Annotated in this window: 23 protein-coding genes and 1 pseudogene; 10 read left to right on the top strand and 14 right to left on the bottom strand. The window is 70.6% G+C overall.

Features of this window, described 5'->3' with window-relative positions; translation table 11 throughout:
• Positions 1 to 50: 50 nt before the first annotated feature.
• The 3 genes from QNA09_RS08595 to QNA09_RS08585 form a co-directional block, all read right to left on the bottom strand.
• Entirely contained in the window at positions 51 to 677 is a 627-nt protein-coding gene (locus QNA09_RS08595) for a maleylpyruvate isomerase N-terminal domain-containing protein (RefSeq protein ID WP_140188526.1), read from the bottom strand.
• A gap of 17 nt (positions 678 to 694) precedes the next feature.
• Positions 695 to 1111 carry a toxin-antitoxin system YwqK family antitoxin gene (locus tag QNA09_RS08590; protein WP_017680513.1) on the bottom strand — a complete coding sequence of 139 codons (417 nt, stop codon included), beginning with the start codon at positions 1109 to 1111 and terminating at the stop codon, positions 695 to 697.
• 125 nt (positions 1112 to 1236) lie between these two features.
• Positions 1237 to 1851: an N-acetyltransferase gene (locus QNA09_RS08585; RefSeq protein ID WP_040271714.1), complete on the bottom strand. Its 615-nt coding sequence runs from the start codon at positions 1849 to 1851 to the stop codon at positions 1237 to 1239.
• A 149-nt stretch (positions 1852 to 2000) separates the two neighbouring features.
• Here QNA09_RS08585 and QNA09_RS08580 point away from each other — a divergent pair, with 149 nt between their 5' ends.
• The gene (locus QNA09_RS08580; protein ID WP_010592818.1) at positions 2001 to 3191 is read left to right on the top strand and encodes an FAD-binding oxidoreductase; all 1191 of its coding nucleotides are present in this window, start codon (positions 2001 to 2003) and stop codon (positions 3189 to 3191) included.
• Between the two features lie 97 nt (positions 3192 to 3288).
• A pseudogene (locus QNA09_RS08575) lies at positions 3289 to 5299 on the top strand (SpoIIE family protein phosphatase).
• Positions 5300 to 5340: 41 nt separating this feature from the next.
• On the opposite strand, the gene QNA09_RS08570 reads toward QNA09_RS08575, so the two are convergent.
• The 8 genes from QNA09_RS08570 to QNA09_RS08535 form a co-directional block, all read right to left on the bottom strand.
• On the bottom strand, positions 5341 to 5580 hold the full coding sequence (locus QNA09_RS08570; protein WP_017680511.1) for a WhiB family transcriptional regulator: 240 nt from the start codon (positions 5578 to 5580) through the stop codon (positions 5341 to 5343).
• Positions 5581 to 5957: 377 nt separating this feature from the next.
• The gene (locus QNA09_RS08565) at positions 5958 to 7124 is read right to left on the bottom strand and encodes a lycopene cyclase family protein (protein ID WP_308072419.1); all 1167 of its coding nucleotides are present in this window, start codon (positions 7122 to 7124) and stop codon (positions 5958 to 5960) included.
• 70 nt (positions 7125 to 7194) lie between these two features.
• Positions 7195 to 8202, bottom strand: a complete 1008-nt coding sequence (locus tag QNA09_RS08560) for a DUF3445 domain-containing protein (RefSeq protein WP_308072418.1) — start codon at positions 8200 to 8202, stop codon at positions 7195 to 7197.
• Between the two features lie 24 nt (positions 8203 to 8226).
• A complete protein-coding gene (locus QNA09_RS08555) occupies positions 8227 to 8703 on the bottom strand; it encodes a dimethylamine monooxygenase subunit DmmA family protein (protein WP_010592822.1) in 477 nt (158 codons plus the stop codon).
• Positions 8700 to 9707, bottom strand: coding sequence for a DUF3445 domain-containing protein (locus QNA09_RS08550; RefSeq protein WP_017680509.1), 1008 nt, complete (start codon positions 9705 to 9707; stop codon positions 8700 to 8702). The genes QNA09_RS08555 and QNA09_RS08550 overlap by 4 nt, the downstream gene beginning before the upstream one ends.
• Positions 9704 to 10699 (bottom strand): PDR/VanB family oxidoreductase, encoded by a 996-nt coding sequence (locus QNA09_RS08545; RefSeq protein ID WP_010592824.1) that lies wholly within the window; start codon positions 10697 to 10699, stop codon positions 9704 to 9706. The genes QNA09_RS08550 and QNA09_RS08545 overlap by 4 nt, the downstream gene beginning before the upstream one ends.
• Positions 10699 to 11211 carry a 50S ribosomal protein L32 gene (locus tag QNA09_RS08540; protein ID WP_225222742.1) on the bottom strand — a complete coding sequence of 171 codons (513 nt, stop codon included), beginning with the start codon at positions 11209 to 11211 and terminating at the stop codon, positions 10699 to 10701. Before QNA09_RS08540 ends, QNA09_RS08545 begins: the two co-directional genes overlap by 1 nt.
• A gap of 10 nt (positions 11212 to 11221) precedes the next feature.
• Positions 11222 to 11599 carry an ethanolamine utilization protein gene (locus QNA09_RS08535; RefSeq protein ID WP_006937276.1) on the bottom strand — a complete coding sequence of 126 codons (378 nt, stop codon included), beginning with the start codon at positions 11597 to 11599 and terminating at the stop codon, positions 11222 to 11224.
• 301 nt (positions 11600 to 11900) lie between these two features.
• Here QNA09_RS08535 and glnT point away from each other — a divergent pair, with 301 nt between their 5' ends.
• The 5 genes from glnT to QNA09_RS08510 all read left to right on the top strand — a co-directional run bounded on the left by glnT (position 11901) and on the right by QNA09_RS08510 (position 17151).
• Positions 11901 to 13277 (top strand): type III glutamate--ammonia ligase, encoded by a 1377-nt coding sequence (gene glnT, locus QNA09_RS08530; RefSeq protein ID WP_010592825.1) that lies wholly within the window; start codon positions 11901 to 11903, stop codon positions 13275 to 13277.
• Positions 13278 to 13333: 56 nt separating this feature from the next.
• Entirely contained in the window at positions 13334 to 14221 is an 888-nt protein-coding gene (locus QNA09_RS08525; RefSeq protein WP_006937281.1) for a glutamine amidotransferase, read from the top strand.
• 101 nt (positions 14222 to 14322) lie between these two features.
• A complete protein-coding gene (locus QNA09_RS08520; RefSeq protein ID WP_029539893.1) occupies positions 14323 to 15009 on the top strand; it encodes a protein glxC in 687 nt (228 codons plus the stop codon).
• A 34-nt stretch (positions 15010 to 15043) separates the two neighbouring features.
• Positions 15044 to 16369 (top strand): FMN-binding glutamate synthase family protein, encoded by a 1326-nt coding sequence (locus QNA09_RS08515; RefSeq protein WP_006937284.1) that lies wholly within the window; start codon positions 15044 to 15046, stop codon positions 16367 to 16369.
• Between the two features lie 134 nt (positions 16370 to 16503).
• Positions 16504 to 17151 (top strand): XRE family transcriptional regulator, encoded by a 648-nt coding sequence (locus QNA09_RS08510; RefSeq protein ID WP_010592827.1) that lies wholly within the window; start codon positions 16504 to 16506, stop codon positions 17149 to 17151.
• Between the two features lie 166 nt (positions 17152 to 17317).
• Here QNA09_RS08510 and QNA09_RS08505 read toward each other — a convergent pair whose 3' ends face one another.
• Positions 17318 to 18670 (bottom strand): ammonium transporter, encoded by a 1353-nt coding sequence (locus tag QNA09_RS08505; RefSeq protein WP_010592828.1) that lies wholly within the window; start codon positions 18668 to 18670, stop codon positions 17318 to 17320.
• 238 nt (positions 18671 to 18908) lie between these two features.
• Here QNA09_RS08505 and QNA09_RS08500 point away from each other — a divergent pair, with 238 nt between their 5' ends.
• A complete protein-coding gene (locus QNA09_RS08500; RefSeq protein ID WP_010592829.1) occupies positions 18909 to 21218 on the top strand; it encodes an FdhF/YdeP family oxidoreductase in 2310 nt (769 codons plus the stop codon).
• Entirely contained in the window at positions 21218 to 22030 is an 813-nt protein-coding gene (gene fdhD / locus QNA09_RS08495; RefSeq protein ID WP_017680501.1) for a formate dehydrogenase accessory sulfurtransferase FdhD, read from the top strand. The genes QNA09_RS08500 and fdhD overlap by 1 nt, the downstream gene beginning before the upstream one ends.
• 16 nt (positions 22031 to 22046) lie before the next feature.
• Here fdhD and QNA09_RS08490 read toward each other — a convergent pair whose 3' ends face one another.
• A complete protein-coding gene (locus tag QNA09_RS08490; RefSeq protein ID WP_040271701.1) occupies positions 22047 to 23222 on the bottom strand; it encodes a S9 family peptidase in 1176 nt (391 codons plus the stop codon).
• Positions 23223 to 23285: 63 nt separating this feature from the next.
• Here QNA09_RS08490 and QNA09_RS08485 point away from each other — a divergent pair, with 63 nt between their 5' ends.
• Positions 23286 to 23927 carry a TetR/AcrR family transcriptional regulator gene (locus QNA09_RS08485; protein WP_225222741.1) on the top strand — a complete coding sequence of 214 codons (642 nt, stop codon included), beginning with the start codon at positions 23286 to 23288 and terminating at the stop codon, positions 23925 to 23927.
• A gap of 31 nt (positions 23928 to 23958) precedes the next feature.
• On the opposite strand, the gene QNA09_RS08480 is transcribed toward QNA09_RS08485, so the two are convergent.
• Positions 23959 to 24831, bottom strand: a complete 873-nt coding sequence (locus QNA09_RS08480; RefSeq protein ID WP_017680499.1) for a shikimate dehydrogenase — start codon at positions 24829 to 24831, stop codon at positions 23959 to 23961.
• Between the last annotated feature and the right edge of the window lie 48 nt (positions 24832 to 24879).

The following is a 24879-nucleotide window of genomic DNA, read 5'->3' as shown; positions in this document are numbered from 1 at the left end:
CGCTGCCCCCACGGTCGGACTCCTGGCGCCGCGTCACATGCGCGGTTGCCTCATCGCATCACCGGCAGGATCCGCGCGCCCGACCGGCCCGATGCCGCTTCGATGAAGTCCCGCGCGTCCGGGACGGCGGCGAGCACGTTGCGGGTGCGTTCGAGTGCCTCCGATTCGGGCGGCGGTCCGCCGACCGTGTCGACGACGTCGAGCAGGTGGACGGTCGTTTCGAGGATGGCCAGGTCGAGGAGTGCGCCGAGCGTCACCGAGCCCAGCAGAGGGTGTGGGACGACGGTCTCACGATCGAGGCCGGTCAGGCGATCGAAGGCCTGCGGCAGTTCGACGGCGAATCGCTCGACGAGCGTCTCCCGGCCGGCGTCGGTGGCGGCGCGGCGGACCATCTCGGCGATCCGTCGGTGCATCGGTTCGGCGGCGACCGGGTCGGCGTTGAAGACGCGGAGCATCTCCGCGGCGCTGGTGACCTTCGCCGTGCCCTCGGGCGCGGGGTCGGCCAGCAGGGCGATCAGGGCGTCGGGTGCGACGTGGACGTACAGGTCCCGAACGGTCCAGCCCGGCAGCCGGGTCGGGGCCGTCCACTGCTCGTCGCTCAATGCCCGGGCCCGTTCGGCCCAGGAGCGCCACAGCCGGATCAGCAGGGCTCGATCCCGGTCGAAGGTCGATGTCACCGCTCCCCCTCGTTCGGTCACCCGCGCGGCGGCCTCGGCCGGTGGGTGGTCGTCTTCCTGATGCTCCCGTCGGTGTCGTAGTAGGTCCACTCACCGGTCTTCCTGCCGTGCTCCCAGTGTCCGCTGTCGACGAGTGTCCCCGCCGCCGTCCAGCGTTCCCAGTAGCCGTGCTTGTCACCGTGGGCGAACCCGCCGCGCTGCAGCAGACCACCGGTGGCGCGGTACCAGGTCCAGGGACCGTGCAGGACGCCGCGGTCGTAACCACCCTCGGAACGTAGCGCCCCACCGGCGGAGAAGTGCCGCCACGTTCCGTGACGCTCGCCGTCGACGTAGGTGCCCACCATCAGCCCGCCGTGCGGGTCGGGCTCCGCCCATTCGCCGGTCTTGCGGCCGTGACCGTCCACGGCGTTCGGGCGCTCGAGGGGCGCGCTCACGTCGTGCCCCCGACCCGGGCCGGGGCTTCGCATACGCCGCTCGGTCCTGTGGCTGTCCGCGAGACATCACTCACAGATACCGACTATATGCAAGCAACTGCTTGCATATCAAGGGATCGGCCGATTCATCGCGTCACGGGTTCGCGCCACATCTTCCATAGGGTCGGCCCTCCGTTCGGGACGGCGATCTCGCCGGTGACCCGGAACCCGAACCGCTCGTAGTAGGAGATGTTCTTCTCCTTGCTCGATTCGAGATACGCGGGCATCCCGTCGGCGTCACAGCGGTCCAGCCGCGACCGCAGCAGGGCCTTCCCGAAACCTCCGCCACGCGCCGCGTTTCCGGTTCCGATGGCGGAGAGGTACCAGTGCGGCTCGGCCGGATGCGCCTCGTCGAGCGCGCCGTCGACCTCGGCGCCGACGCGGGCCCGGCGCCCGAGCGCGCGGATCATCCCCGCAGTGACCAGCACGGACCGCCACCCCGTGGCTTTCCAGCGACCCGGCGGCGCCCACATGGTCGCGCCTCCGGCGGAACCGTCCGGCCCCTCGGCGAGTTCGAGTCCGCCGTGCGACAGCAGATGATGCTGCGCCTCGGCGGCGAACATGCGTGGCAGACCTCGGCGCCGGCGCTCGTCGTCGGGCCACATCCACATCATCACCGGATCGTCGAAGAACGCGTCGGCGAGGGTGCGGGCGAAGACCGGTATGTCCCGTCGGGTGGCCGGGCGGACGACAGGGGTCATGCGGACGAGGCTACCGGCCTCGACGGAGCATCGTTGCCGCCCAGCAGGTTTTACGTCGTTGTCACACAGCGAGAACCGCGCGTGTTTCGTTTTATGCAACACTGTTTCCCTGTAAGAAACAACCGAAGTGCGAGCTGTGAGGAAATGCGATGACCGAAACCGCGAACATCGTCATCGTCGGCGGCGGACTCGAGGGCCTGGCTGCGGCCTGGTCCCTCGCCGAGCGCGGCGAAACGGATGTCCTCGTCCTGGAACGCGGGACGATGTGTTCCGGCATGACCGGCAAGTCCAGCGGCATCGTCCGCTGCCACTACGGCGTTCCGTCGCTGGCCGCGATGGCCTGGCACGGCGTGCAGGTGTTCTCCGAAGCCGAGGAGATCTTCGGGGCCGACATCGGCTTCCGGCAGACCGGATACGTCGTCGGCGTCGGGCCCCAGAACACCGCCCCGCTCGCCGCGAACGTCGAGATGCACCGGGCCCTCGGAGTGCCCGTCGAGACGATCGACGCCGGCGAGGTCCGCCGCCTGCTACCGGGGATAGCCCTCGATCCCTTCGCGGCCTTCGCGTACGAGCCCCTCGGCGGCCACGGCGACGCCTACATGACCGGAATGGCCTACGGCACCCGCGCCCGAGCCCTCGGCGTGCGAGTGCGCCAGGGCACCCCCGTCGCCTCCCTCCTGCAGCGCGAGGGCGGCGAGGTCTACGGGGTGCGGCTCGCGGACGGCTCCGAAATCCACGCGGGCACCGTCGTGCTCGCAACCGGCGTGTGGTCACCGGCACTCGGCGCGACCGCCGGCGTGGACCTCCCGATCCGGGCCCAGCGGGAACAACTCCTGCTCGTCGACCAGGGCGAACCCACCCCCGACATCCCCACCTTCTCCGACCTGGTGAACCTCCAGTACATCCGCCGCGAGCCCAACGGAGAGCTGCTGGTGGGCAACAGCGATCACTCCGCGCCGGAGTGGGCGGACCCGGACGACTACGCCAATCGCGCCGACGACCCGTTCGTGGAAACCGCCGTCGCGAAGCTCGACCGGTTGCTGCCGGCCATGCCCGATCCGCGGCTCGCCTCGTCGTACGCGGGATGCTACGACACCACACCCGACTACAACCCGATCATCGGCCCGTCCCCGGCGCCGGGACTGTTCCTGCTCGTGGGCTTCAGCGGCCACGGTTACAAGATCTCCCCTGCCGTGGGCCGGCTCGCCGCCGACCTCCTGCTCGACGGCATCAGCAGCGACCCCGCCGTGGACGGCACCGACTTCCGGTACTCGCGCTTCGCCGAAGGCAAGCCCCTCGCCAGCCTGAACCCGTACGTCGGGGCCGGGGAGATGCGCTGACGAAACGAACCGCCGGACACGCCGCTGTACCGAGGCCCGGGCGGGGTATAGAACAGAAGGTGAGGCTTCGGCGCGGAAACCGGAGAAGGTACACGTCATGCCGGACGACGAGGATCTGTTCTCGGCCACGGGAGAGCCGGACACGGTTCTCCGCGTGTTCGAGGCGCTGCCGTTCGCACTCGGAGCGTGGCAGGGACACGACCACGTGTACGTCGCGACCAACGCCGCCTACCGTGCGCTGCTCGGACGGGGCGATCTCCTGGGCCGGCCGGTGCGCGAGGCCGTCCCGGAACTCGAGGGTCAGCAGTTCTTCGAGCTGCTCGACCGGGTGGCGGCGACCGGCGTCGCCGAGACCGCCAAGGAATGGCGCATGCAGATCGACACCGACGGCAGCGGCGTGGTCCGCGAGCGCTACTTCGACTTCACCGTCGCCCCCTGCCGCGACCCCGGCTGCGGCGTCGCCGGACTGCTCTTCTTCGCCTCCGACGTGACCGACAGTGTCCTGGCGCGGCACGTCGCCGAGGCCCGGGCCCAGCTGATGTCGGAGAAGTACGAACAGGCCCGCGACGCGGTGACGGTGATGCAGCAGGCCCTGCTGGCGCCGTCCGTTCCGGTCGTGCCGGGAGCCGAGGTGGCGGCGGCCTACCTGGTCGCCGCGGAGGACACGGCCGCCGGCGGTGACTGGTTCGACGCGTTGGCCCTCCCCGGCGGCGAGCTCGCGCTCATCACCGGAGACGTCGTCGGGCACGGCGTCGAGGCCGCCGCCGTGATGGGACAACTCCGGGCGGTTCTGCGCCAGCAGATCCTCGCGGGTGCAGACGTCGCCGGCGCCCTGTCCACGCTCGACGCCTTCTCGGCGCACGTCCCCGGCGCCCGCACCGCGACGGTGTGTGTCGCCGTCCTCGACACCGGAAGCGGCCGAGTCCGCTACTGCACGGGCGGGCATCCCCCGCCGCTGGTGGCGAGCCCGGTCGGGACGGTCCGCTACCTGCCTCCCTCGGGCGCGACGCCGATCGGAACCGGCTCGACGTTCCCCGTCGCCACCGACGCCCTCGCCACCGGCGACGTCGTGCTGCTCTACACGGACGGATTGATCGAGCGTCCCGGCCGGCCGCCCCCGGCGAGCACCGCCGAACTCGCCGAGCGGGCGGCTCTGAGCGTGGCCGGCCGCTCGTTCCCGATCCCGGACACACGCGCCCGGACGGTGGATCGGGTGTGCGGGGAGGTCCTCGAATTCCTGCTTCGGGAAACCGGATACAGCGACGACGTGACCATCGTCGCGGCTCAGCGGACGGCGATGCCGGATCCCCTGCACGTGCACCTGCACGCCGACCGGGAGGCGCCGAAGGCGGCGCGGTCGGCGCTGTGGCAGTGGCTCGTGCGTATCGGGGCCGACCATGCGGGGACCGTGGCCGTCGAACACGCGGTCTCCGAACTGGTGTCCAACGTCGTCGAGCACGCCTATCCCGGCACCGACGCCGAGCACAGCCCGGTCGAGATCGGCGGAGTTCTCGACGCCGACGGCTGCCTCCGGATCCGCGTACGGGACCGGGGCCGCTGGAAGACCCCCGCGACAACCCCGGAGTCCCACCGGTTGACGGACAGCCGCGGCCGCGGACTGACGATGGTCCGGCTCTTCGCCGACGATCTCCGCATCGACTGCGACGACACGGGCACGACTGCGACGGTCACGTTCCGGCTCACCCGGAGCGCCCGCGTCGTCACCGAGTTCACCGACGGCGCGATCGTCGGCCGTCCCGAGTCCTCGCGCGACTTCGCCGTCGACGAGACCGCACCCGGCCGCCTCGCGGTGCGGGGCGATGTCGACATCGACACCGCCCCCATCCTCAAGGGTCACCTCGACGTGGCGTCACGCGGCGGAACACTCTCGGTGACAGTGGATCTGAGCGAGGTCACCCATCTCGGCTCCGCCGGGGTCTCGTTGCTCTCGACGGCCCGTGAGCGTGCGGCCGGGCAGCACACCGCCGTGACCCTGGTGGCGCCGCCGGGCACCACCGCGCACCACGTGCTCACCCTGGTCGGACTCCACGGCCGGGCCGCACCCCGCGGGTGGCATCGCCGAACCCTCAGGCGACCCGGAGACGTGAACCCGGCACCGACGAAATGTCGATGCCGGGCGAAATCCTCGTCAGCTCGCGATCTTCCGTCTCCGGGACTGCACGTACTTCTCCCGCTCGGCGACCGACATCCCACCCCACACCCCGTAGGGTTCGCCCATCGTGAGCGCGTGCTCGCGGCACTGCTCGATGACCGGGCACCGATGGCACATCTCCTTGGCCTTCGACTCCCGCTGGTAACGCGCTCGGCCCCGTTCACCGTCGGGCGAGAAGAACACCGAGGAGTCGACACCGCGGCACAAGCCCTGCATCTGCCAGTTCCAGACATCGACGGTCGGCCGGAGGGGGTGAGGTGACAATGGCACGGGGCTCTCCTTGACAGCAGGCTCGCACGCAGTGCGAGCGGACCGGACGAAAGTCTGCGACCTTTCGTTCACTTCGATCCACGCGCCGCGACCCCCGCGAAGGGCCGGGTCTCGGTTCGTCGATCTCATGGACCGGGGAGTACCCCACGCCGCCGGAATTCATGCCAACAGAGAGAGAGATTTGTCGAAGATCCACGAAACTGGGGGCCGGACCGACCGCCCGCCCGGTCCCCGACCCGCATACCGCCTGTTCGCGGGGCGACGCGGCGGTGCCCTCCTCGGACCCGGACCCGCGTCCGGTCGCGCGGAGCCGCCGGGGACGGTCAGCGGCCGGCCATCGCCCGGAGCAGTGGGGCGGCGGGCAGCGACGCGAAGAGCGCCGCCTCGTCGCGCCACGACGACTCCTCGTCGAGGAACCGCAGGATCGGCTCCGCGGAGGACCGGTCGAACAGGCCCGCGAAGGCGCGCTCGAGCACGGCGGGCCGCTCGACGACGGCCCGCAACAGCCCCTGGTCGTACCGGGCGAACCGGGACGGGGCAGGGCGCACGTCGAAAGGATGCCCGTGCCGGGCGAGCGACCGCGCGAGGGCCTCACTGTCGCGCTGGATCCGCTGATAGGCATATCCGCTGCTGCCCTTGAGCATCCCGCCCGCGGCGCCGATCCGCACGATGTTGCCGCGGCGCCGCGCGGGCGGCCGCGACGCCAACGGCAGCCGCGCGGACTCGTCCGCCTCCACGACGTAGGTGTCCTCGTCCGCGCCGAGCACGGCCGCCAGGTACTCCCGGAGTGCCTCGTCGTGGACGGCGGTGCCGACGGGCCCGGCGTCGGGACGCGCGAAACACGTGTGCTCGACGAGGGCGCGACGGTCGTCGGTGGGCAGCACGTACACGAAGGACGCGGCCCGGCCCTGATCGGTGCGGAAGTCGAACAGGGTGGGGACGCCGGGATCGAACAGGGGTGCATCGGCGCGGATCCGCCACCCCCGGAAGTCCAGCCACGCATCGGGGCCCGTCCCGTCGCGCGGGTCACCGCTGTCGGGGCCGCGGCCGTCGAAGACCCACTCGGGGTGCAGTTCCGTGCCGTCGGACAGGCCGACGCGCGGACGGGCCCCGTCGTGCACCCGCGTCACATGCCCGGTGCGGAACCCGATGTCGCCGACTGCATCCGTGATCTCGTCGACCACCGGCACCAGATCGGCGCCGCGGACGACGCCGTACCGGTACCGGCCGAGACCGAGGGTGCGGGACCGTCCGCCGACGTGAACCCGGATCCGGACGAACCGCGCGGAGACGGCCGCGTCGAGGAGTCCGGGCCGGCGGGACCAGAACGCCCATCCGACTTCTCGGATGTCGCGGGCGCCGTCGTCGACGAGCACCACCGGACCGGGTCGCGCCGGGGCGGTGGCGAGATGGGCCGCCAGCGACAGCCCGCTCAGGCCCGCCCCCAGGACGGCGATACCGCCGTCGACCGGTTCGTTCCAGGCTCGCACGCTCGACCCTCCCCTCGCCGGAGCCGTCTCCTTCGTCACCGTACCGGCCACCGGGCACGGTCGTGCGGTCCTACGCGGCGTAGGTCCGTGTCCGTTCCCGCAGCCAGGCCATCGCCGGCCTGCGGTAGGAGTCGATGCCCTTGTACGCGGCGATCTCGGCGGGCAGTTCCTCGACGATGTCGGCGAGTTGCTCGGCCCACGCCGGGACCTGCGCGATCTCCTCGAGCGGTGCCATGTAGGTGCGGATGTTGAACACCAGCGCCCCCGTCATCGGCAGGCGGATCAGGTGCTCGAGTTCGATGCGCAGCTGGATGCGGCCCCAGTCGCGTTCGGCGATCAGCCGCGGCATGTCGTCCATCCACTCGGGCATCGTCTCGAGGCTGGTGTCCCGGCGCCGCGAACCGACCGCGGAGAAGGTCCAGTTCACCCGCCGGTACGGCCGCTCGGTGGTGAGGCGCCGCATGAACTGCTCGGCGCGGTCGGTCACCCCGTTCGGGGTCAGGCCGGGAACGGGCCGGTGGATCTCGTGCAGGCTCATGCCGATGTCGAACTTGACGGACCAGTCGGCGGACGACGTGACCAGCGCCGCGTCGAACCACAGGTGCCCGTCGCGCTCGGTCACCAGCAGCACGTCGTCGGGCAGCTGACACCCGATGAACACCAGCGGATGCTCCGGCAGGGTGCCCGAATCCCCCGGCACGAGCCATTGATCGATTCCGAGAAGGTCGTTGCGCCAGCGGTATCCGCCGTTCTCGACGTCGAGGTGCATGACGTCGGGAAACGAGGCCGCCATGTCGCGCATGTAGTAAAGCATCAGGTCCCAGCACGCCGGCGTCATGTGCGGCAGCATCTGCACGCGCCCGGGGTCGGCCTCGACGATCGAGCGACGCAACCGCATCATCTCGACGTACTCGTCGTGGCTCTTGCCCAGGTCGACGATGTGCTCGCCCCAGGCCCCGGCGGCGGTCTCGGTGCGGCGCGGCGCCGGTTCGACGTTCACGGCGTAACGGAACGTCCTGTCGCCCTCGGGGAAAGGCCACGGCAGGCAGGACAGGTCGCTGGCGACGGAGGTGGTCACGAAGGTTCCTTTCCGGATGGCGGGTCAGGCCACGGCGCCGAGGTAGGTGCCGTGATGTCCCGACAGATGAGGACGGATCTCGAGGTCCAGGCCGCACGAACCGCAGGCGACGACCGCCCCGGGAGCGGCGTCGACGGACTGGGTGGTGGCGCAGTGCGGGCAGAACAGCGACACTCCGTCGGCGGCGGTGACGTAGGTGGTCGTCTCACACGGCAGCAGGCCGGCGGTGCGCGCCGCAGCCGTCGCTGCCATCGCTTCCCGCCGCGGTCCGGCGATCAGCACGCGGGTACCGGCGCGAGCCTCGCGCACGAGCCGCGCCACCTCCGCAGCGCTCGCGTCCGGAACCACGGTGGCGACGCGGCCGGCGGCGAGCGCCTGCGCCGCCCAGGCCGTCACCGCGGCCCGCGCGTCGGCGCAGTCGCCGAGGCTGAACAGCAGGTGGATGCGCCCGCCCGGATCGATCGGGGGCACCGCACCGGTGACGAATCCCGAGTTCTTCACGGCCGCACACCTCCGAACTCGCGCAACCACTTCAGACCGGGTTCGCGGGTGCGCGTGATGCCCTTGTAGTCGGCCATGTCCTCGGGCAGTTCCTCGAGCACCCGGTAGAGCCGGTCGGCCCATTCCGGCACCAGCGCGATCTCCTCGAAGGGCAGCAGGTAGGTGCGGATGAGGAACATGATCGCGCCGGACGCGCCGAGACGGATCAGGTGCTGCACCTCGACCCGCAGGTGCAGGCGACGGCCGACGTCGTCGAGTGGGCCCTCGGCGAGCAGGCGCCGATCGCGTCCCCATTCGGGATACGTCTCGGTGGCCGTGTCGAGCCGGCGGTCCACGGTGAGGGTCCAGTTGGTGCGCCGATACCGTTGCCCGGCGTGCAGTCCCATGAGGAAGGACTGGGCGCGGGTGATCACCCCTTCGGCGTGGATGCGGGGCACGGGACCGTGGATCTGCAGGAAGCTCATCCCGACGTCGAAGCGCAGCGACCAGTCCGCGGCGAACGTCACCAGGCCCGCGTCACCCCACAGGGCGCCGTCGCGCTGATCGAGCAGCACGACGTCCTCCTGGATCTGCCGGCCGATGTACAGCAGCGGCGGCTCGGGCAGGGTGGCGGACTGCCCGTAGACGAACGCCTGCTCGAGGTCGAGGGCGCGGTTGCTCCACCGCCGGACGGTGCCGTCACGGTCGAGCGCGAACGTCTGCGGGTATGCCTCGGCCAGCATCTTCATGAGGGTGAGCATCGCGTCCCACTGCGCGACCTCCATGTGCCCGAGCGCCTGGAAGCGGCTCGGGTCGGCGTCGAGCACGCGCCGTCGTTCGGCGAGGTCGTCGAGAAGGAAGCCGTCCATGTCGACCGGGTGCTCGCCCCAGCCGCCGGCCGCCGTGTCCGCGCGGGTCCCGGCCGGCTCGACGTTGGTGCTGTACCGGTAGGTGTCCCGCGGGAAGGGGAACGGGAACCGCGCGACGCGTTCCGGGAGCACCTCGAATTCGGTTGCGGCAGTCACAGGTCCAGCTCCAATCGCTCGCCGCCGGCGCGGGAGACGCACGGCATCATGCAGTCGCCGGCGTGCTTCTCCGCGTCGGTCAGGTACAGGTCGCGGTGCTCGATCGCGCCGTCCGCCACCGGGATCCGGCACTCGCCGCACACCCCCTGCCGGCACAGGTTGGGCACCGGTACCCCGCGCGCCTCGAGCGCTTCGAGCAGGCTCACGCCGGAGTTCACGGCGATGTCGACCCCCGTGCGGCGCAGATGCGCGGTGAACGGGGTTCCGGGCTCGAGGTCGCCGACACCGAAGTGCTCGTAGTGGATGCGGGCGTCCGGCCAGCCCGCGCCGCGGGCGCGACGGGTGAGTTCGTCGATGAGACCGGAGGGCCCGCACACGTACAGGTGGGTGCCGAGCGGCTGATCGAGCAGGGCCGGGCCGAGTGCGGCCCAGAACTCTTCGGGGGTGTGGTAGGTGTGCAGGCGGTCTCCGCACAGTTCGCGCAACTCGCCGAGGTGCGGGCCGTCGCCCTCGCGGAAGGTGTAGTGGACCTCGAAGGAGCGGCCCCACTGAGCGGCGGCGCGGGCGTGCGAGAGGATGGGTGTGACGCCGATACCGCCGGCCACGAGCATGTGGTGACGCGCGGTGAGGATCGGCGCGAAGGCACTTCGGGGCCTGCTGACCTCCACGACGTCCCCGACCTCGAGGGCGTGGATCCAGCGGGAGCCGCCCCGGCCGGTCTCGTCGAGCCGCACGGAGATCGAGTAGCTCTGCGGTTCGAGCTCCGGACCGGTCAGGGAGTAGGAGTTGCGGCGGGGCCGGCCGTCGTCGTGGGCGCCGCAGGAGAGCACGACGTGGCTGCCCGGGGTGAACGACGGCAGCGGCGCACCGGTGGGGTCGACGAACCGCACGTGCCGCACTCCGGTGGCGACGGTGGCCACCTCGGCGACGGTGAGGGCGAGGGTCGCGTCGCTGCGCCGGACGGCCGTTCCGGCATCGGATACGAGGGTCATCAGCTTTCCTCCGCGTCGAGCTGGTAGCCGAGATATGCGCCGTGGTGGCGCGAAACGTGGTGGTACACGACGAGTTCCGCCGAACACGCGGGGCACGTGCTGGTCTGCCCGATCGCGGCGGTGGCGTCGTGGGTGTGTCGGCAGTGGGCGCAGTACACCGTGCGCGTGTCCGTGGTCAGCACCTCGGGCAGGATCTCGTCGTCGAGCGCCCCCGCGGCGACGGCCACGGCCCGGGCGGCGAGGACGGCGGCCTCGTCGCCCACCAGCACGAGCCGCCAGCCGACGCGGGCCGCGGAGAGCTGGCGCTGCAGCACCTCCGCGGCCGCGTCGCCCCAGGTGGCGGGCGCCCGTAGCCAGCTCACTCGCCGGCCTTCGAAGGAGGTCACCAGGCGGCGGGCGTGGTCGGTGGCGGCGTCGCCGAACGACAGGACGGTGACCGTCCTGCCGCCGTCGGCCACGGTCCGCTCCTCGTCCCAGCGCGGCACGCTGGTGGTCTCCATACAGACGCTCATGGCCGGATCCTTACGGCGCGAACGTGCGCTGGCCGACGTAGAACGCCAGGGCGCCGTGGGGGGTGGTGAAGCGGATCCGCGAGCCCTTGGGGAAGAAGATCGCGTCCTTGGCGCGGGCGATCTCCACCTGGCCGGTATCCAGGTTCTCCAGGCGGAACTCCCCTTCGAGGACGACCTTCATCTCGTCGTACTCGTACAGATAGTCCAGCGGGGCGTCGGTGTGCGCGAGCTTGAAGTAGCCCGCGGCCATCTCCGACCCCTCGGGGTTGGGATAGACGTCGTCGATGAAGCCCTCGGTGCCCGGGAATTCCTCGGTGGACATCTGGGGCAGGGTCTTCCAGAAGTCGGCGGTGACGCGGAATGCGGGAACCGTGGTGGTTTCTGCCATGAGTGCTCCTAGGAACGAGGCCGGCTGCACCGGCCGTGGGCGGGAGGACGGAACGTCGATCGCTGACGTGAAACAGACAGTAATGAGATGAAACGCACCGACGGTTGCCGACGCGTTAACGCGTGTAACCGAATCCTCTCAGCGTCAGGAACATTCGTTTCTCCCCCGAGCGGCACGGGCCGAGTCGGACCGTCACCACAAACTCACGGCGGCGTAACACGCCCGTCATGCATGCTATGTTTCATTGCATTCGACAGCGATTCACCTTATGAAACTTCGCAGCCGAACCCCAGGAGTCCCCATGACGCTCGAAGCCACCGACCTCCCCGTGATGCGTCTGCCCTCCACGGACGCCCCCGCCGATGCCGCCGGCTCCGCCGATCTCGCCGCACTCGCCCGCGCCACCGACACCCGCTTCATCCTCGCGGTGTTCACTAACCTCGCCGGCAAGCCCTGCGCCAAGCTCGTCCCGGTCGAGGCGGTCGACGAGCTGCAGTCCGACGGGGTCGGCTTCGCGGGCTACGCCGCCGGAGCCATGGGTCAGGTCCCCAGGGATCCCGACCTCGTCGCTATCCCGGATCCCACCTCCTTCACGCCGATCCCGTTCGTGCGCCCGGGCCTTGCGCTGGTGCACTGTGATCCCCACGTCGAGGGCAAGCCCTGGCCCTACGCCCCGCGGGTGATCCTGAAGGAGGTTCTCGGCAAGGCGGCCGAACGGGGCCTGTCCGTCAAGGTCGGCGCCGAGATCGAGTACTTCCTCGTCCAGCGCGACGAGGACGGGACGCTGCGCACCGCCGACGTGCTCGACACCTCCCGGCAGCCCTGCTACGACGCCCGTGACGTCACCCGCATGTACGAGCACCTGACCTCGATCTCCGCGGCGATGAACTCCCTCGGCTGGGGCAACTACGCCAACGACCACGAGGACGGCAACGGGCAGTTCGAGCAGAACTTCCAGTACGCCGACGCGATGACCACCGCCGACCGCGTCGTCACCCTGCGCTACCTGATCTCGGTGCTCGCCGAGCAGCGCGGCATGACCGCGACCTTCATGCCCAAGCCGTTCGCCGACCGCACCGGCTCGGGCATGCACATGCACCTGTCGCTGTGGCGGGAGGACGGCTCCGCCTTCCCCGACGCCGAGGACCCCCGCGGTCTCGGCCTGTCCGAGACCGCCTACGCGTTCATCGCCGGCATCCTCGACCATGCCTGCGCCCTGCAGGGCGTGATCGCCCCGACCGTCAACTCCTACAAGCGGACCGGCGCCACCGCGACCAGCTCCGGCGCGACGTGGTCGCCGCGGCACGCCACCTACGGCGGCAACGACCGCACCCACTACCTCCGCGTTCCGGACGGCAACCGCGTCGAGCTGCGCGGCGGGGACGGCTCCGCCAACCCGTACCTCGCTGCCGCCGCGACCGTCGCGGCGGGCCTCGACGGCATCGACCGCAAGCTCGATCCCGGCGCACCCGGCGGCACCCCGAACTCGGAGACGCTGCCGATGACCCTGCTGCACGCGATGGACGCGCTCACCGCCGACCCCGTCGTCACCGGCGCCCTCGACGCCGCCGGCCCGGGCGTCGCCGAGTACTTCGCCTCCCTCAAGCGGGAGGAGTTCTTCCACTGGCACAACACCGTGACCTCGTGGGAGATCGACAGCTACCTGACCGCCTTCTGACCCGTTCGGTCCGAACGGGCCACCGCGAACGACGACCTGTAAAGGAGAGACGACCCATGTGCGGAATCGTCGGGCTTCACCTGCGTGACGCCTCCCTCGCCCCCCGGCTGGGTGGCCTGCTGACCGGCATGCTCGGCCAGATGGTCGACCGGGGACCGGATTCGGCCGGAGTCGCCCTCTACGGCGACCCCACCTTCTCCCCCGCCGGCCACGCGTCGGTGTCCCTGCTCGGCGCCGCCCCGGACGTCGCCGCCACCGCCGGTGCCGCACTCGGCGTGACCGTGACCGCGATCGACCTGGCCCCCACCACCGTGCTCCACGCGCCGGTCCCGGCCCAGTTGCTCGCCGACACCGTCCGCGCCGTCGACCCCGGTGCAACGATCATCGGCTTCGGCGACGACGTGACCGTCCTCAAGGGCATGGGCGATCCGGTGGCGCTGGCCGAGCGCTTCGGGATCCCGGCCGCCTCCGGCTGGCAGGGCGTCGGCCACACCCGCATGGCCACCGAATCGGCCGTCACCGCCGCCGGCTCGCACCCGTTCGCCGTCGGCCCGGACCAGTGCCTGGTGCACAACGGCTCGTTCTCCAACCACCTGTCGGTCAAGCGCGAACTCGAGGCCGAGGGTGTGGCATTCGACAGCGAGAACGACACCGAGGTCGGGGCACGGTTCGTCGCCAAGCACCTCGCCGAGGGCGCCGACCTGGAGAAGGCCCTGCGTTTGCTCGGGGAGCGCTTCGACGGGTTCTACACCCTCCTCGTGTCGACGTCCGACTCGTTCGCCGTCGTACGCGACCCGATCGCCTGCAAGCCGGCGATCGTCGCCGAGACCGACGCGTACGTCGCGATGGCCTCCGAGTTCCGGGCCCTCGCCGGCCTGCCCGGCATCGCGGACGCTCACATCTTCGAGCCCGAGCCGGAGCGGGTCTACGTATGGCACCGCTGACCAGCACCGACGCTTCCCCCATCTCTTCGACGCCGGAGACGACCATGCCTGCCGAGACCCTGCCTTCCGAGACCCTGCCCACCGACACGCTTCCCGCCGACATGCTTCCCGCCGGCACGACGTACGACCTCGACGTCACCACCACGCGCGAACTCAACGCCGCACTGCAGGCCACCGAAGCCCCGGCCGCGGTGACCGTGACCAATCCCCAGGGCAAGCACGCCCTCGCGTGCGGGCTCGACCGGCCGATCGACGTGCGCATCGAAGGCCACGTCGGCTACTACGCCGCCGGGATGAACAAGCATGCGACCGTCACCGTCGCGGGCAACGCCGGGGTCGGGGTCGCCGAGAACATGATGTCGGGCACCGTGCGCGTCACCGGGGACGCCTCCCAGTCCGCCGGCGCCACGGCCCACGGCGGGCTGCTGGTGATCGAGGGCAATGCCGCCGCCCGCTGCGGCATCTCCATGAAGGGCGTCGACATCGTCGTCGGCGGCAGCATCGGCCACATGAGCGCCTTCATGGGACAGGCCGGACGGCTCGTCGTCCTCGGCGACGCCGGCGAGGCCCTCGGCGATTCGTTGTACGAGGCGCGCATCTACGTCCGCGGCACCGTCGCCTCCCTCGGTGCGGACTGCGTCAAGAAGGAGATGCGGCCCGAGCACCTCGAGGAACTGCGCGAACTCCTCCGGGCGGCCGGCTTCGACGCCGACCCCGCCGAGTTCACCCGCTACGGCTCCGCCCGCGGGCTCTACCACTTCCACGTCGACAACGCCTCGGCGTACTGATCGCACCGCCCGCACCGCATCCCAGGAGACTCCCATGACCTTCCAGCCCGGACTTCGTGAGTCGGCCACCTTCGACCGCAACGTCATCCACGAGATCCAGCGTGCCGCCGAGACCGGCATCTACGACATCCGCGGATGGGGCGCCAAGCGCAAGCTTCCGCACTTCGACGACCTGCTGTTCCTCGGCGCGTCGATGTCGCGGTACCCGCTCGAGGGTTACCGCGAGAAGTGCGAGACCGACGTGGTCCTCGGCGACCGGCACGCGAAGTACCCGCTGCACCTCGACATCCCGGTCACCATCGCCGGCATGAGCTTCGGGGCGCTGTCCGGGCGGGCGAAGGAGGCTCTCGGGCGCGGCGCCAGCGAGGTCGGCACGTCCACCACCACCGGCGACGGCGGCATGACGCCGGAGGAACGCGGTCAGTCCAAGCACCTCGTCTACCAGTACCTGCCGTCGCGCTACGGGATGAACCCCGACGACCTGCGCAAGGCCGACGCGATCGAGGTCGTCCTCGGCCAGGGCGCCAAGCCCGGCGGCGGCGGCATGCTGCTCGGGCAGAAGATCACCGAGCGCGTCGCCGGAATGCGCACCCTGCCCGTCGGTATCGACCAGCGCAGCGCGTGCCGGCACCCCGACTGGACCGGCCCGGACGACCTCGCCGTCAAGATCATCGAACTGCGCGAGATCACCGGGTGGGAGAAGCCGATCTACGTCAAGGTCGGCGCGACCCGCACCTACTACGACGTCAAGCTCGCCGTGAAGGCCGGGGCCGACGTCGTCGTGGTCGACGGCATGCAGGGTGGCACGGCCGCCACGCAGGACGTGTTCATCGAGCACGTCGGCATTCCCACCCTCGCCGCGATCCCCCAGGCCGTGCAGGCGCTGCAGGAGATGGGAATGCACCGCACCCCCGGTGGCGTGCAGCTCGTCGTCTCCGGCGGCATCCGGTCCGGCGCCGACGTCGCCAAGGCCATGGCCCTCGGCGCGGACGCCGTCGCCATCGGCACCGCGGCGCTGATCGCGTTGGGCGACAACAACCCCCGGTACCAGGCGGAGTACGAGAAGCTCGGCTCGGCCGCCGGGTTCTACGACGACTTCCAGGACGGCAAGGACCCCGCCGGCATCACCACGCAGGATCCGGACCTGCAGGCCCGGTTCGATCCGGTCGAGGGCGGCCGCCGCCTCGCGAACTACCTGCGCGTGCTCACCATGGAGGCCCAGACCATCGCACGCGCCTGCGGCAAGTCGCACCTGCGCAACCTCGAGCCGCAGGACCTCGTGGCCCTGACCATCGAGTCGGCCGCCATGGCGCGGGTGCCACTGGCCGGCACCAACTGGGTGCCCGGCCAGGGCTTCTGAGCCGCTGCCCGCCTTCCACCGAGCGAATGTGCCTTACCGTCGGCCTGTCCGACGGTAAGGCACATTCGCTCGTTCCGTGTGCCTGCCCCTCGCACGATCGTCCACTGTCGGGAAACAGCACGTACAGTGAGGACATGAGCAGCCCCGAGCGCCCCGTACTGTACGACGCGCCGGGCCGGGAGGTCCCGCGGGACACCCCGACCGGGGTGGACCTGGAACGCGCCATCGCACAGGAGGTCCGCAAGTTGCGGATCGCCAGCGGGCTCTCCGTGGGCGACATGGCCGCGAAGGTGGGCATCTCCAAGGCGATGCTGTCGAAGATCGAGAACGCCCAGACGTCGTGCAGCCTCTCGACCCTCGCCCGCCTGGCCGCAGGTCTCGACGTACCGGTGACGTCGCTGTTCCGCGGCGCCGACGCGCAGCGCGAGGCGGTGTTCGTCAGGGCCGGCCAGGGCGCGGAGATCGTCGGCCGCGGCACCCGCGTCGGACACCACTACGAGTTGCTCGGCACGCTGCGGGGCCAGCACAAGCGGCTCGAGCCCGTGCTGGTGACGCTCACCGACGCGAGCGAGGTCTTCCCGCTGTTCCAGCATCCGGGGACCGAGCTGCTCTACATGCTCGAGGGCGAGATGGTCTACGGGCACGGCGAATCCGAGTACCGGCTCCAACCCGGCGACGCCCTGCTGCTCGACGGCGAGGGCATCCACGGGCCGAACGAGCTCGTCACCCTGCCCATCCGGTTCCTCGCGGTCACCGCGTACCCGGACAAACACCAGGACTGATCCCGCTCTCCACCACGAGCGGGGGGTTTCCGCGTCGAGAGGGACACCGCCGCGGTGCATCGCGGGTGCAGGCAGCGGTAACCGCCCCCTCGTCGCGAGAATCTCCCGCTCGACGACGAACGAGGCCCCCGCCGTAGCGGGGGCCTCACCCGTTGTCGGTCCTCGGTCAGAGCTTCTCGGCTGCCGCCTTGGACGTGAGTGCCGTCGCCGCCTCCGCGACCGACGCCGCCTCCGTACGGGACGTGCCGGTGAAGCCCACCGCGTCGAGCACGTACGCGGTTTCGCCGTGCACGACGACGTCGAGGCCTTCGTATTCGGTCTCCGGGTCGACGCGCAGGCCCATGACCAGGTCCAGACCCTTGGCGATGATCCAGGTGACCGCGAAGGAATAGGCCAGCACCGCGAGCACGGCGACGGTCTGGGTGCCCAGCAGACCGAATCCGCCGCCGTAGAAGAGCCCGGTGGCACCGCTCGGCGCCGCCGGCACGGCCAGGAATCCGATGAGAATCGTGCCCAGGACACCGCCGACGAGGTGGATGCCCACGACGTCGAGCGCGTCGTCGTAGCCCAGGCGGAACTTCAACGAGATCGCGAAGCAGCACAGCGCGCCGGCCAGGGCGCCGACGACGAGCGCGCCGATCGGCGAGACGGCCCCGCAGGCCGGGGTGATCGCGACGAGGGCGGCGATGAGGCCGGACGCCGCACCGAGGGTGGTGGCGTGGCCCTCCCGCAACCTTTCGACGATCAGCCAGCCACAGATGCCGGCGCACGCCGCGGCGAGGGTGTTGAGCACCACGACGGAGGCGCTGTTGTTCGCGGCGAGCGCGGAACCGCCGTTGAAGCCGAACCAGCCGAAGAACAGGATGCCGGCACCGAGAACGGTCAGCGGAAGGCTGTGCGGCCGAGGCGGATTGAGGAACGAGCGGCGCTTGCCGAGCACGAGGATCACCGCGAGAGCCGCGATGCCGGCGTTGATGTGCACGGCGGTGCCGCCGGCGAAGTCGACCGCGCCGAGGGTGTTGGCGATCCACCCGCCGACGACGGACCCGTCCTCCGAGTCGAACGCGAACACCCAGTGCGCGACGGGGAAGTACACCAGCACTGCCCACAGCCCGGCGAACACCATCCAGGCCGAGAACTTCATGCGGTCCGCAAGGGCGCCGCACACGAGGGCGACGGTGATGCCTGCGAACAGCAGCTGGAATCCTGCTATCAGGGCCGGGGGCAGCCCCGGTTCGGCCGGCGCCGCGAGCAGCTGGCCGAGCCCGAGATACTCGAGCGGGTTGCCGAGCAGTCCGGCACCGCCGAGCGAGTCTCCGAGCACGGCCGAGTAGCCGAACAGCACCCACAGGACTCCGACCAGTGCGAATCCTGCGAACGTCATCATGATCATGTTGAGCGTGCTGCGGACGCTCACCATGCCGCCGTAGAACAGCGCGAGCCCGGGAACCATCAGCGAGACCGCCGTGAAGGCCGCGAGAATCCAGGCGGTATCGGCGGCAGCGATTGCCTCTTCCATAGGTGTCCACCTTGTCCAGTCCCGAGGGATCGCCCCTCGTCCGTGTCGCGGTGACTGTCTTATGTTGTTAATCACCGTCACCTGAGAGTGAACTCGCTGTGTAATGTGCGTGGGAGCCGCCGGTGAACTTCGTGTAACGGCAGCTCGCGCCCGGAACTGCCACCCCCGATCGCTCGCTCGGCGGCAACCGGTAGCGTTCGAACTGGTATGCGCATCTCCCGCGGGTGAGGATGGACACATGACTCGACACGGTCCGCTGCACGACATCGTGGAATCCGACCTGGAGGTCACCGGGCCGAAGGACCACGCCGCCGGTGTCCCGGCGGTCCTGGTGTCGCTGAAGCGCGCCTACGAACAGATGGGCGTCGCCCGCACCGCCGCGACGCTGCCGCGTCTGAACCAGCGGCACGGCTTCGACTGCCCGGGCTGCGCCTGGCCCGAGACTCCCGGTCACCGCAAACCCGCGGAGTTCTGCGAGAACGGCGCCAAGGCCGTCGCCGAGGAAGCCACCCTGCGCACGGTCACGCCCGAATTCTTCGCCCGGCACTCCGTCGCCGAGTTGTCGCAGAAGACCGACTACTGGCTCGGACAGCAGGGCCGGCTGACCCATCCGATGGTGCTGCGCCCGGACGCGAGCCACTACGCCCCGATCGAGTGGGACGACGCGTACCGGCTGATCGCCGACCACCTGCGCGACCTGCCCACCCCGGACCACGCCGTCTTCTACACCTCGGGCCGCACCAGCAACGAGGCCGCGTTCCTCTACCAGCTGCTGATCCGCAGCTACGGCACCAACAACATGCCCGACTGCTCCAACATGTGCCACGAATCGTCGGGCAGCGCACTCGTCGAGAGCATCGGAATCGGCAAGGGCTCGGTGTCGGTGCCCGACCTCGAACAGGCCGACCTGATCCTCATCGCCGGACAGAACCCCGGCACCAACCATCCGCGCATGCTCTCCACCCTGGTGAAGGCCAAGGAGAACGGCGCGAGGATCATCGCGATCAATCCCCTGCCCGAGGCCGGGCTGCTCCGGTTCAAGGACCCGCAGCGCGTCGACGGCGTGCTCAGGCACGGCACCGACATCGCGGACGAATTCCTGCAGATCCGCCTCGGCGGCGACCTGGCCCTGTTCCAGGGACTCGGCAGGCTCCTGTTCGAGGCGGAGGACGCGGCCCCCGGCACCGTGATCGACCGGGCTTTCGTCGACGCCCACTGCGCGGGCTTCGACGAGTACGAGCGGCACATCCGCGCGGTGGATCTCGGCACGGTCGTCGAGGCCACCGGGCTGAGCGAGGAGCAGCTGCGCGCCACCGCCGCGGACCTGGCGCGCTCGCAGCGCACCGTCGCGTGCTGGGCGATGGGACTGACCCAGCACACCCATGCCGTCGCCACCATCGCCGAGGCCGTCAATCTCCTGCTGCTGCGGGGAATGATCGGCAAGCCCGGCGCGGGTGTGTGCCCGGTGCGGGGACACTCCAACGTGCAGGGCGACCGGACCATGGGCATCTGGGAGAAGATGCCCGAGTCGTTCCTCGCCGCGCTCGACCGCGAGTTCGGCATCACGAGTCCCCGCGCACACGGGTACGACACCGTCGACGCGATCCGTGCGATGCGCGACGGACGGGCGAGCTTCTTCATGGCGATGGGCGGCAACTTCGTCGCCGCGACCCCGGATACCCGTGCCACCGAGGAAGCGCTCCGGCGCTGCGACCTGACGGTGCAGATCTCGACCAAGCTCAATCGCAGCCACCTCGTGCACGGCCGCACCGCACTGATCCTGCCCACTCTCGGCCGGACCGACCTCGACGTGCAGAAGAGCGGCAGACAGCTGGTCTCCGTGGAGGATTCGATGTCCATGGTGCACCTGTCCCGCGGCCGGCTGCACCCCGTCAGCGACGAACTGCGCAGCGAGGTCGCAATCGTGTGCCGGCTCGCGCGCGAGTTGTTCGGCCCCGACCACTCCGTCCGGTGGTCGGCGTTCGAGGGCGACTACGACCTGATCCGCGACTCGATCGGGCGCGTCGTGCCCGGCTGCGAGGACTACAACACGAAGGTCCGCCGACGCGACGGGTTCCAGCTGCCGCACCCGCCGCGCGACAACCGCGAGTTCGACACCCCCACCGGCAAAGCCAACTTCAGCGTCAACGACCTCGTCTGGGTGCCCACTCCCCCGGGCCGGCTCGTCCTGCAGACCCTGCGCAGCCACGATCAGTACAACACCACGATCTACGGACTCGACGACCGCTACCGCGGCGTGAAGAACGGCCGCAAGGTCGTCTTCGTCAACGCCGAGGACATCACCGAACTGGGCCTGACCGACGGCGATCTCGTCGATGTCGTGTCGGAGTGGCAGACCGGGGACACGGTCGAAGAACGCCGGGTGAAGAGCTTCCGGGTCGTCGCCTACGACACCCCGCGCGGCAACGCCGCCGCCTACTACCCGGAGACCAACCCGCTGGTGCCGCTCGACCACGTCGCCGAGAAGTCCAACACCCCGGTCTCCAAGGCGATCGTCGTGCGGCTCGAACCGGCCGGGACGGACTGATGGGCCGAGTCACCGCCCGCCGGCCCGTCCTGCGGATCACCGCGGACGGGCAGGCGCGCCGGCCGGACAGCCTCGCGGTGGAGGAACCGCTCGAGATCCGCCTGGACGGCCGCGCCCTCACGGTGACCATGCGGACCCCGGGACACGACGTGGAACTCACCCACGGCTTCCTCCTCGCGGAGGGCATCATCGGCGGCCGCGAGGACGTCGCCGTGGTGCGCTACTGCGACGGGGTCGACGACACCGGCGCCAACACGTACAACGTGCTCGACGTGCAGCTCGCGCCCGGGGTCGCGGTGCCGGACGGGGCGGGCGCACGCAACTTCGTCACGAGTTCCGCATGCGGGGTGTGCGGGAAGGAGTCCCTCGATCAGGTGCGCACCCGTACCCGGTTCCCGCTGACCGACGGTTTCGCGGTCTCCGCCCGCGCCCTCACCGGAATGCCCCCACGGATGCGTCAGCGGCAGAAGGTCTTCCAGAGCACCGGGGGCCTCCACGCCGCAGCGCTGTTCACCCCCGACGGCACCCTGCTGGCGCTACGGGAGGACGTGGGCCGGCACAACGCGGTCGACAAGGTGCTCGGCTGGGCGCTGACCGAGAACCGGATCCCGTTGTCGGACAGCGTGCTCGTCGTCAGCGGGCGGGCGTCCTTCGAGCTGGTGCAGAAGGCCGTGATGGCGGGAGTACCGGCGCTCGGCGCGGTTTCGGCCCCGTCGTCGCTCGCGGTCGATCTCGCCGCGGAGGCGGGCCTGACACTGGTCGGCTTCCTCCGCGGCGACTCGATGAACGTCTACACCGGCACCGTCGCGTGAATCGACGGTCCGGACCTCAGCTGCAGACGGCCGCCGGCGCCTCGCCGGAGCTCACCTCCTCGACGAACGAGCGCACGTCGTCGTGGGCGGCCTCGAGCACGCCGCGGTGGTCGGCGCCGTCGTAGACCTCGTACGAGACAGGGGATCCATTGCTGCACAACGAGTTCGTGACCTCGTCGGTGATCTGGCGGGAGACGAGCACGTCGGTCGTCCCTTGCACGACGAGCGTCGGCACGGTCAGCGTCAGGGCTTCGGGTTCCTGCGTGGCGAAGTACTCGGTCAGGCGACCGACGTCGGCGCCGGGCGCGAACACCTGGTCCACGGGCACGGTTGCGGCCGCGGCGCGCACGTCGTCCATGCACCCGGTGCGCGCCGCCGCGAGCAGCGGCCGGGAGGCGTCGGTGAGCATCGCGTCGGCCGCGATGTCCGGGTCGGCGGCCTCGGCGCCGAGCAGCAGGACGGGCAGGAAGCTCAGCGCCTGCGCGATGCCCGGACCGCCGGTTTCGAAGTAGGCGGCCGTCTCGCTGGTGCGGCTGCCCGGCGCATAGGCGACCGCTCCCTGCAGTTCGAGCTCGGGGGCGCGCTCGGCGCCGTGCGCGGCGGTGAACAGCGCGGCGTGCCCGCCCTGACTGTGGCCCATCGCCGTCCACCGGGTGCCGACCCCGGGATCGGCTTCGCGTGCCGCCCGCACGATGTCGACGACGGTGTTCGCGGCGCTGTCGCCGTTCATGTACGGGTGGCCGCCGGGCGTGCCGAGCCCCTCGTAGTCGGTCTGCACGACGACGTAGCCGTCCGCGACCCACCGATCGAGCATGGCGGTGGTGCGGGACAGGTAGCCGTGGGCGGGCCCGCCGACCGTGTCGGCGGACGGTGCGCAGGCGTCCCCGACACCGGTGGTGCCGTGGGCCCAGCTGATCACCGGCCACCCACCGTCGGGCGCATCGCCCCGGGGGATTGCGACCGTCCCGGATACGAGGATCGTGCGGCCGGCCGCATCCTCGGACAGGTAGGTGATCAGGTCGGTACGCGCCGCACTGGGCAGTGCCGCAGCGGTGGTCAGGGGGCGGGAGCTGACGAGTGCACCGGGTGCGCGCTCGGACGGCGGCGGATTCGACTCCGAACACGCCGATGCAGCCACTACCGAGGACAGAGCGAGCGCGACGACGATGCGCCTGCCGGAAAGTCGGGTCACGAGTTCCTCCGTTAAGATGCTCGTATTAAATGGAAAGTTGAGCTTCTTAGTACAGTGGACGTCATGGTCGTGTCAACGGGTCGTCTCGCCCTGCTCGATGCCGCGGAGGAACTGATCGCGCACCGCGGCATTCACGGCGTCTCGGCGCGGGAGGTGGTCAAAGCCGCCGGTCAGCGCAACAATTCGGCCGTCGCGTACCACTTCGGGTCGTGGCACGGACTGCTCGACGCGGTGTGGACCCGGCACGCACCGCGAGTCAACGCGGAACGGGCCGCCCTCGTGGACGCCGCCCGCCTCGACACGCCGCCGCGCCTGGAACGGCTGGTCTTCGCCTACGTCCACCCCCTCACGACCGAGGTCGCCCGCGGCCGGCCCAGCTACTGGGCCCGCTTCAACGAGCAGTGGCTCGCCGTGGCGCCCCTGGAGTTCCTGACGATCCCCGCCTCCGGCGCGTCCCGTGCCGACTACTACCCGACCGACGAGTCGCTCACGGTGCTCACGTCGCTGTTCGAGGCGATCGTGCACAGTCTCGAGCTGGCCGAGGCCGAGGCCCGGCGCCGGGTCGGCCTGACGGTGCGGTTCGTCATCGGCTCCTACGCCGCCTGGGAACGCGCCCACGACGTGGGGGAAGCGCCCGAACTGGGAGCGTTCGAGTCGGAGATCGTCGATCTGGCCTGCGCGATGCTCCGCGTGCCCAAACGGTAGACGCCCCGGAGGACGCACCCGGACGTGCCGGTCAGACGGCGACCTTCTCCGCTTCGATCAGGGCGGTCATGTGCGCGAGCATCCGCTCCGCATCGGGCTCCACGCCGGTGAAGATGCGGAATGCGTCGACGGCCTGGAAGACGGCCATCCCCGCCCCGGTCAGCGTCGGGGCGCCGAGCGCCCGAGCCCGCAGGACGAGCTCGGTCTCGATGGGCCGGTAGACGACCTCGGCGACCCACAGGTCGGGCCGCAGCAGCGCCGGGTCGAAGGCCGTCCCGGGGTGGGTGGCCATGCCGACGGGCGTCGCGTGGACGAGGCCGTCGGCGGCGGCCAACAATCGGGGCAGCTCGTCCGGCGTCGCCGTACCGACAGCGGCGCCCGGGAACAACACGGTCAGCTTGTCGCGCAGTGCGGTGGCTCGCGCGAGATCGGCGTCGACGACGGTGAATTCGCGCACGCCGCGGGTGAGCACCGCATAGGCGACCGCCGCACCGGCTCCCCCGGCCCCGAGCTGGACCACCCTGTCGAGGGCGACACCGCCCAGACCCCGGTCGAAGTTGCGACCGAATCCCGACCAGTCGGTGTTGTGCCCGATCGCCCGGCCTCCGTCGAAGAGGACGGTGTTGACGGCACCGAGCCGGCTCGCCTCCGGGGAGAGGTCGTCGAGGTGCTCGATGACCGCCTGCTTGCACGGATGGGTGATATTCAGGCCACGGAAGCCCAGGTCGTGCGCGGAGCGGAGCAGCCGCGGCAGATCGGCCACCGCCAGACCCAGCACGTCGAGGTCGACGATCTTGTAGACGTAGCGCATACCCTGTCGCGCGCCCTCCGCCTCGTGCATGGGCGGGGTCAACGACGCACCGATGCCGGTTCCGATGAGGCCGCAGAGGATGGAGTCGGTCATGGCGGGCCTTTCCCAGCGCAATGTACGAACTAGTGAGTTACAAGACAC

Origin of the sequence: Rhodococcus sp. AH-ZY2, from assembly GCF_030916465.1 — a bacterium.
GTDB classification, from domain to species: domain Bacteria; phylum Actinomycetota; class Actinomycetes; order Mycobacteriales; family Mycobacteriaceae; genus Rhodococcus; species Rhodococcus ruber.
The sequence above is the reverse complement of the archived record's forward strand: the minus strand, read 5'-3'. Positions and strand labels throughout refer to the sequence as shown.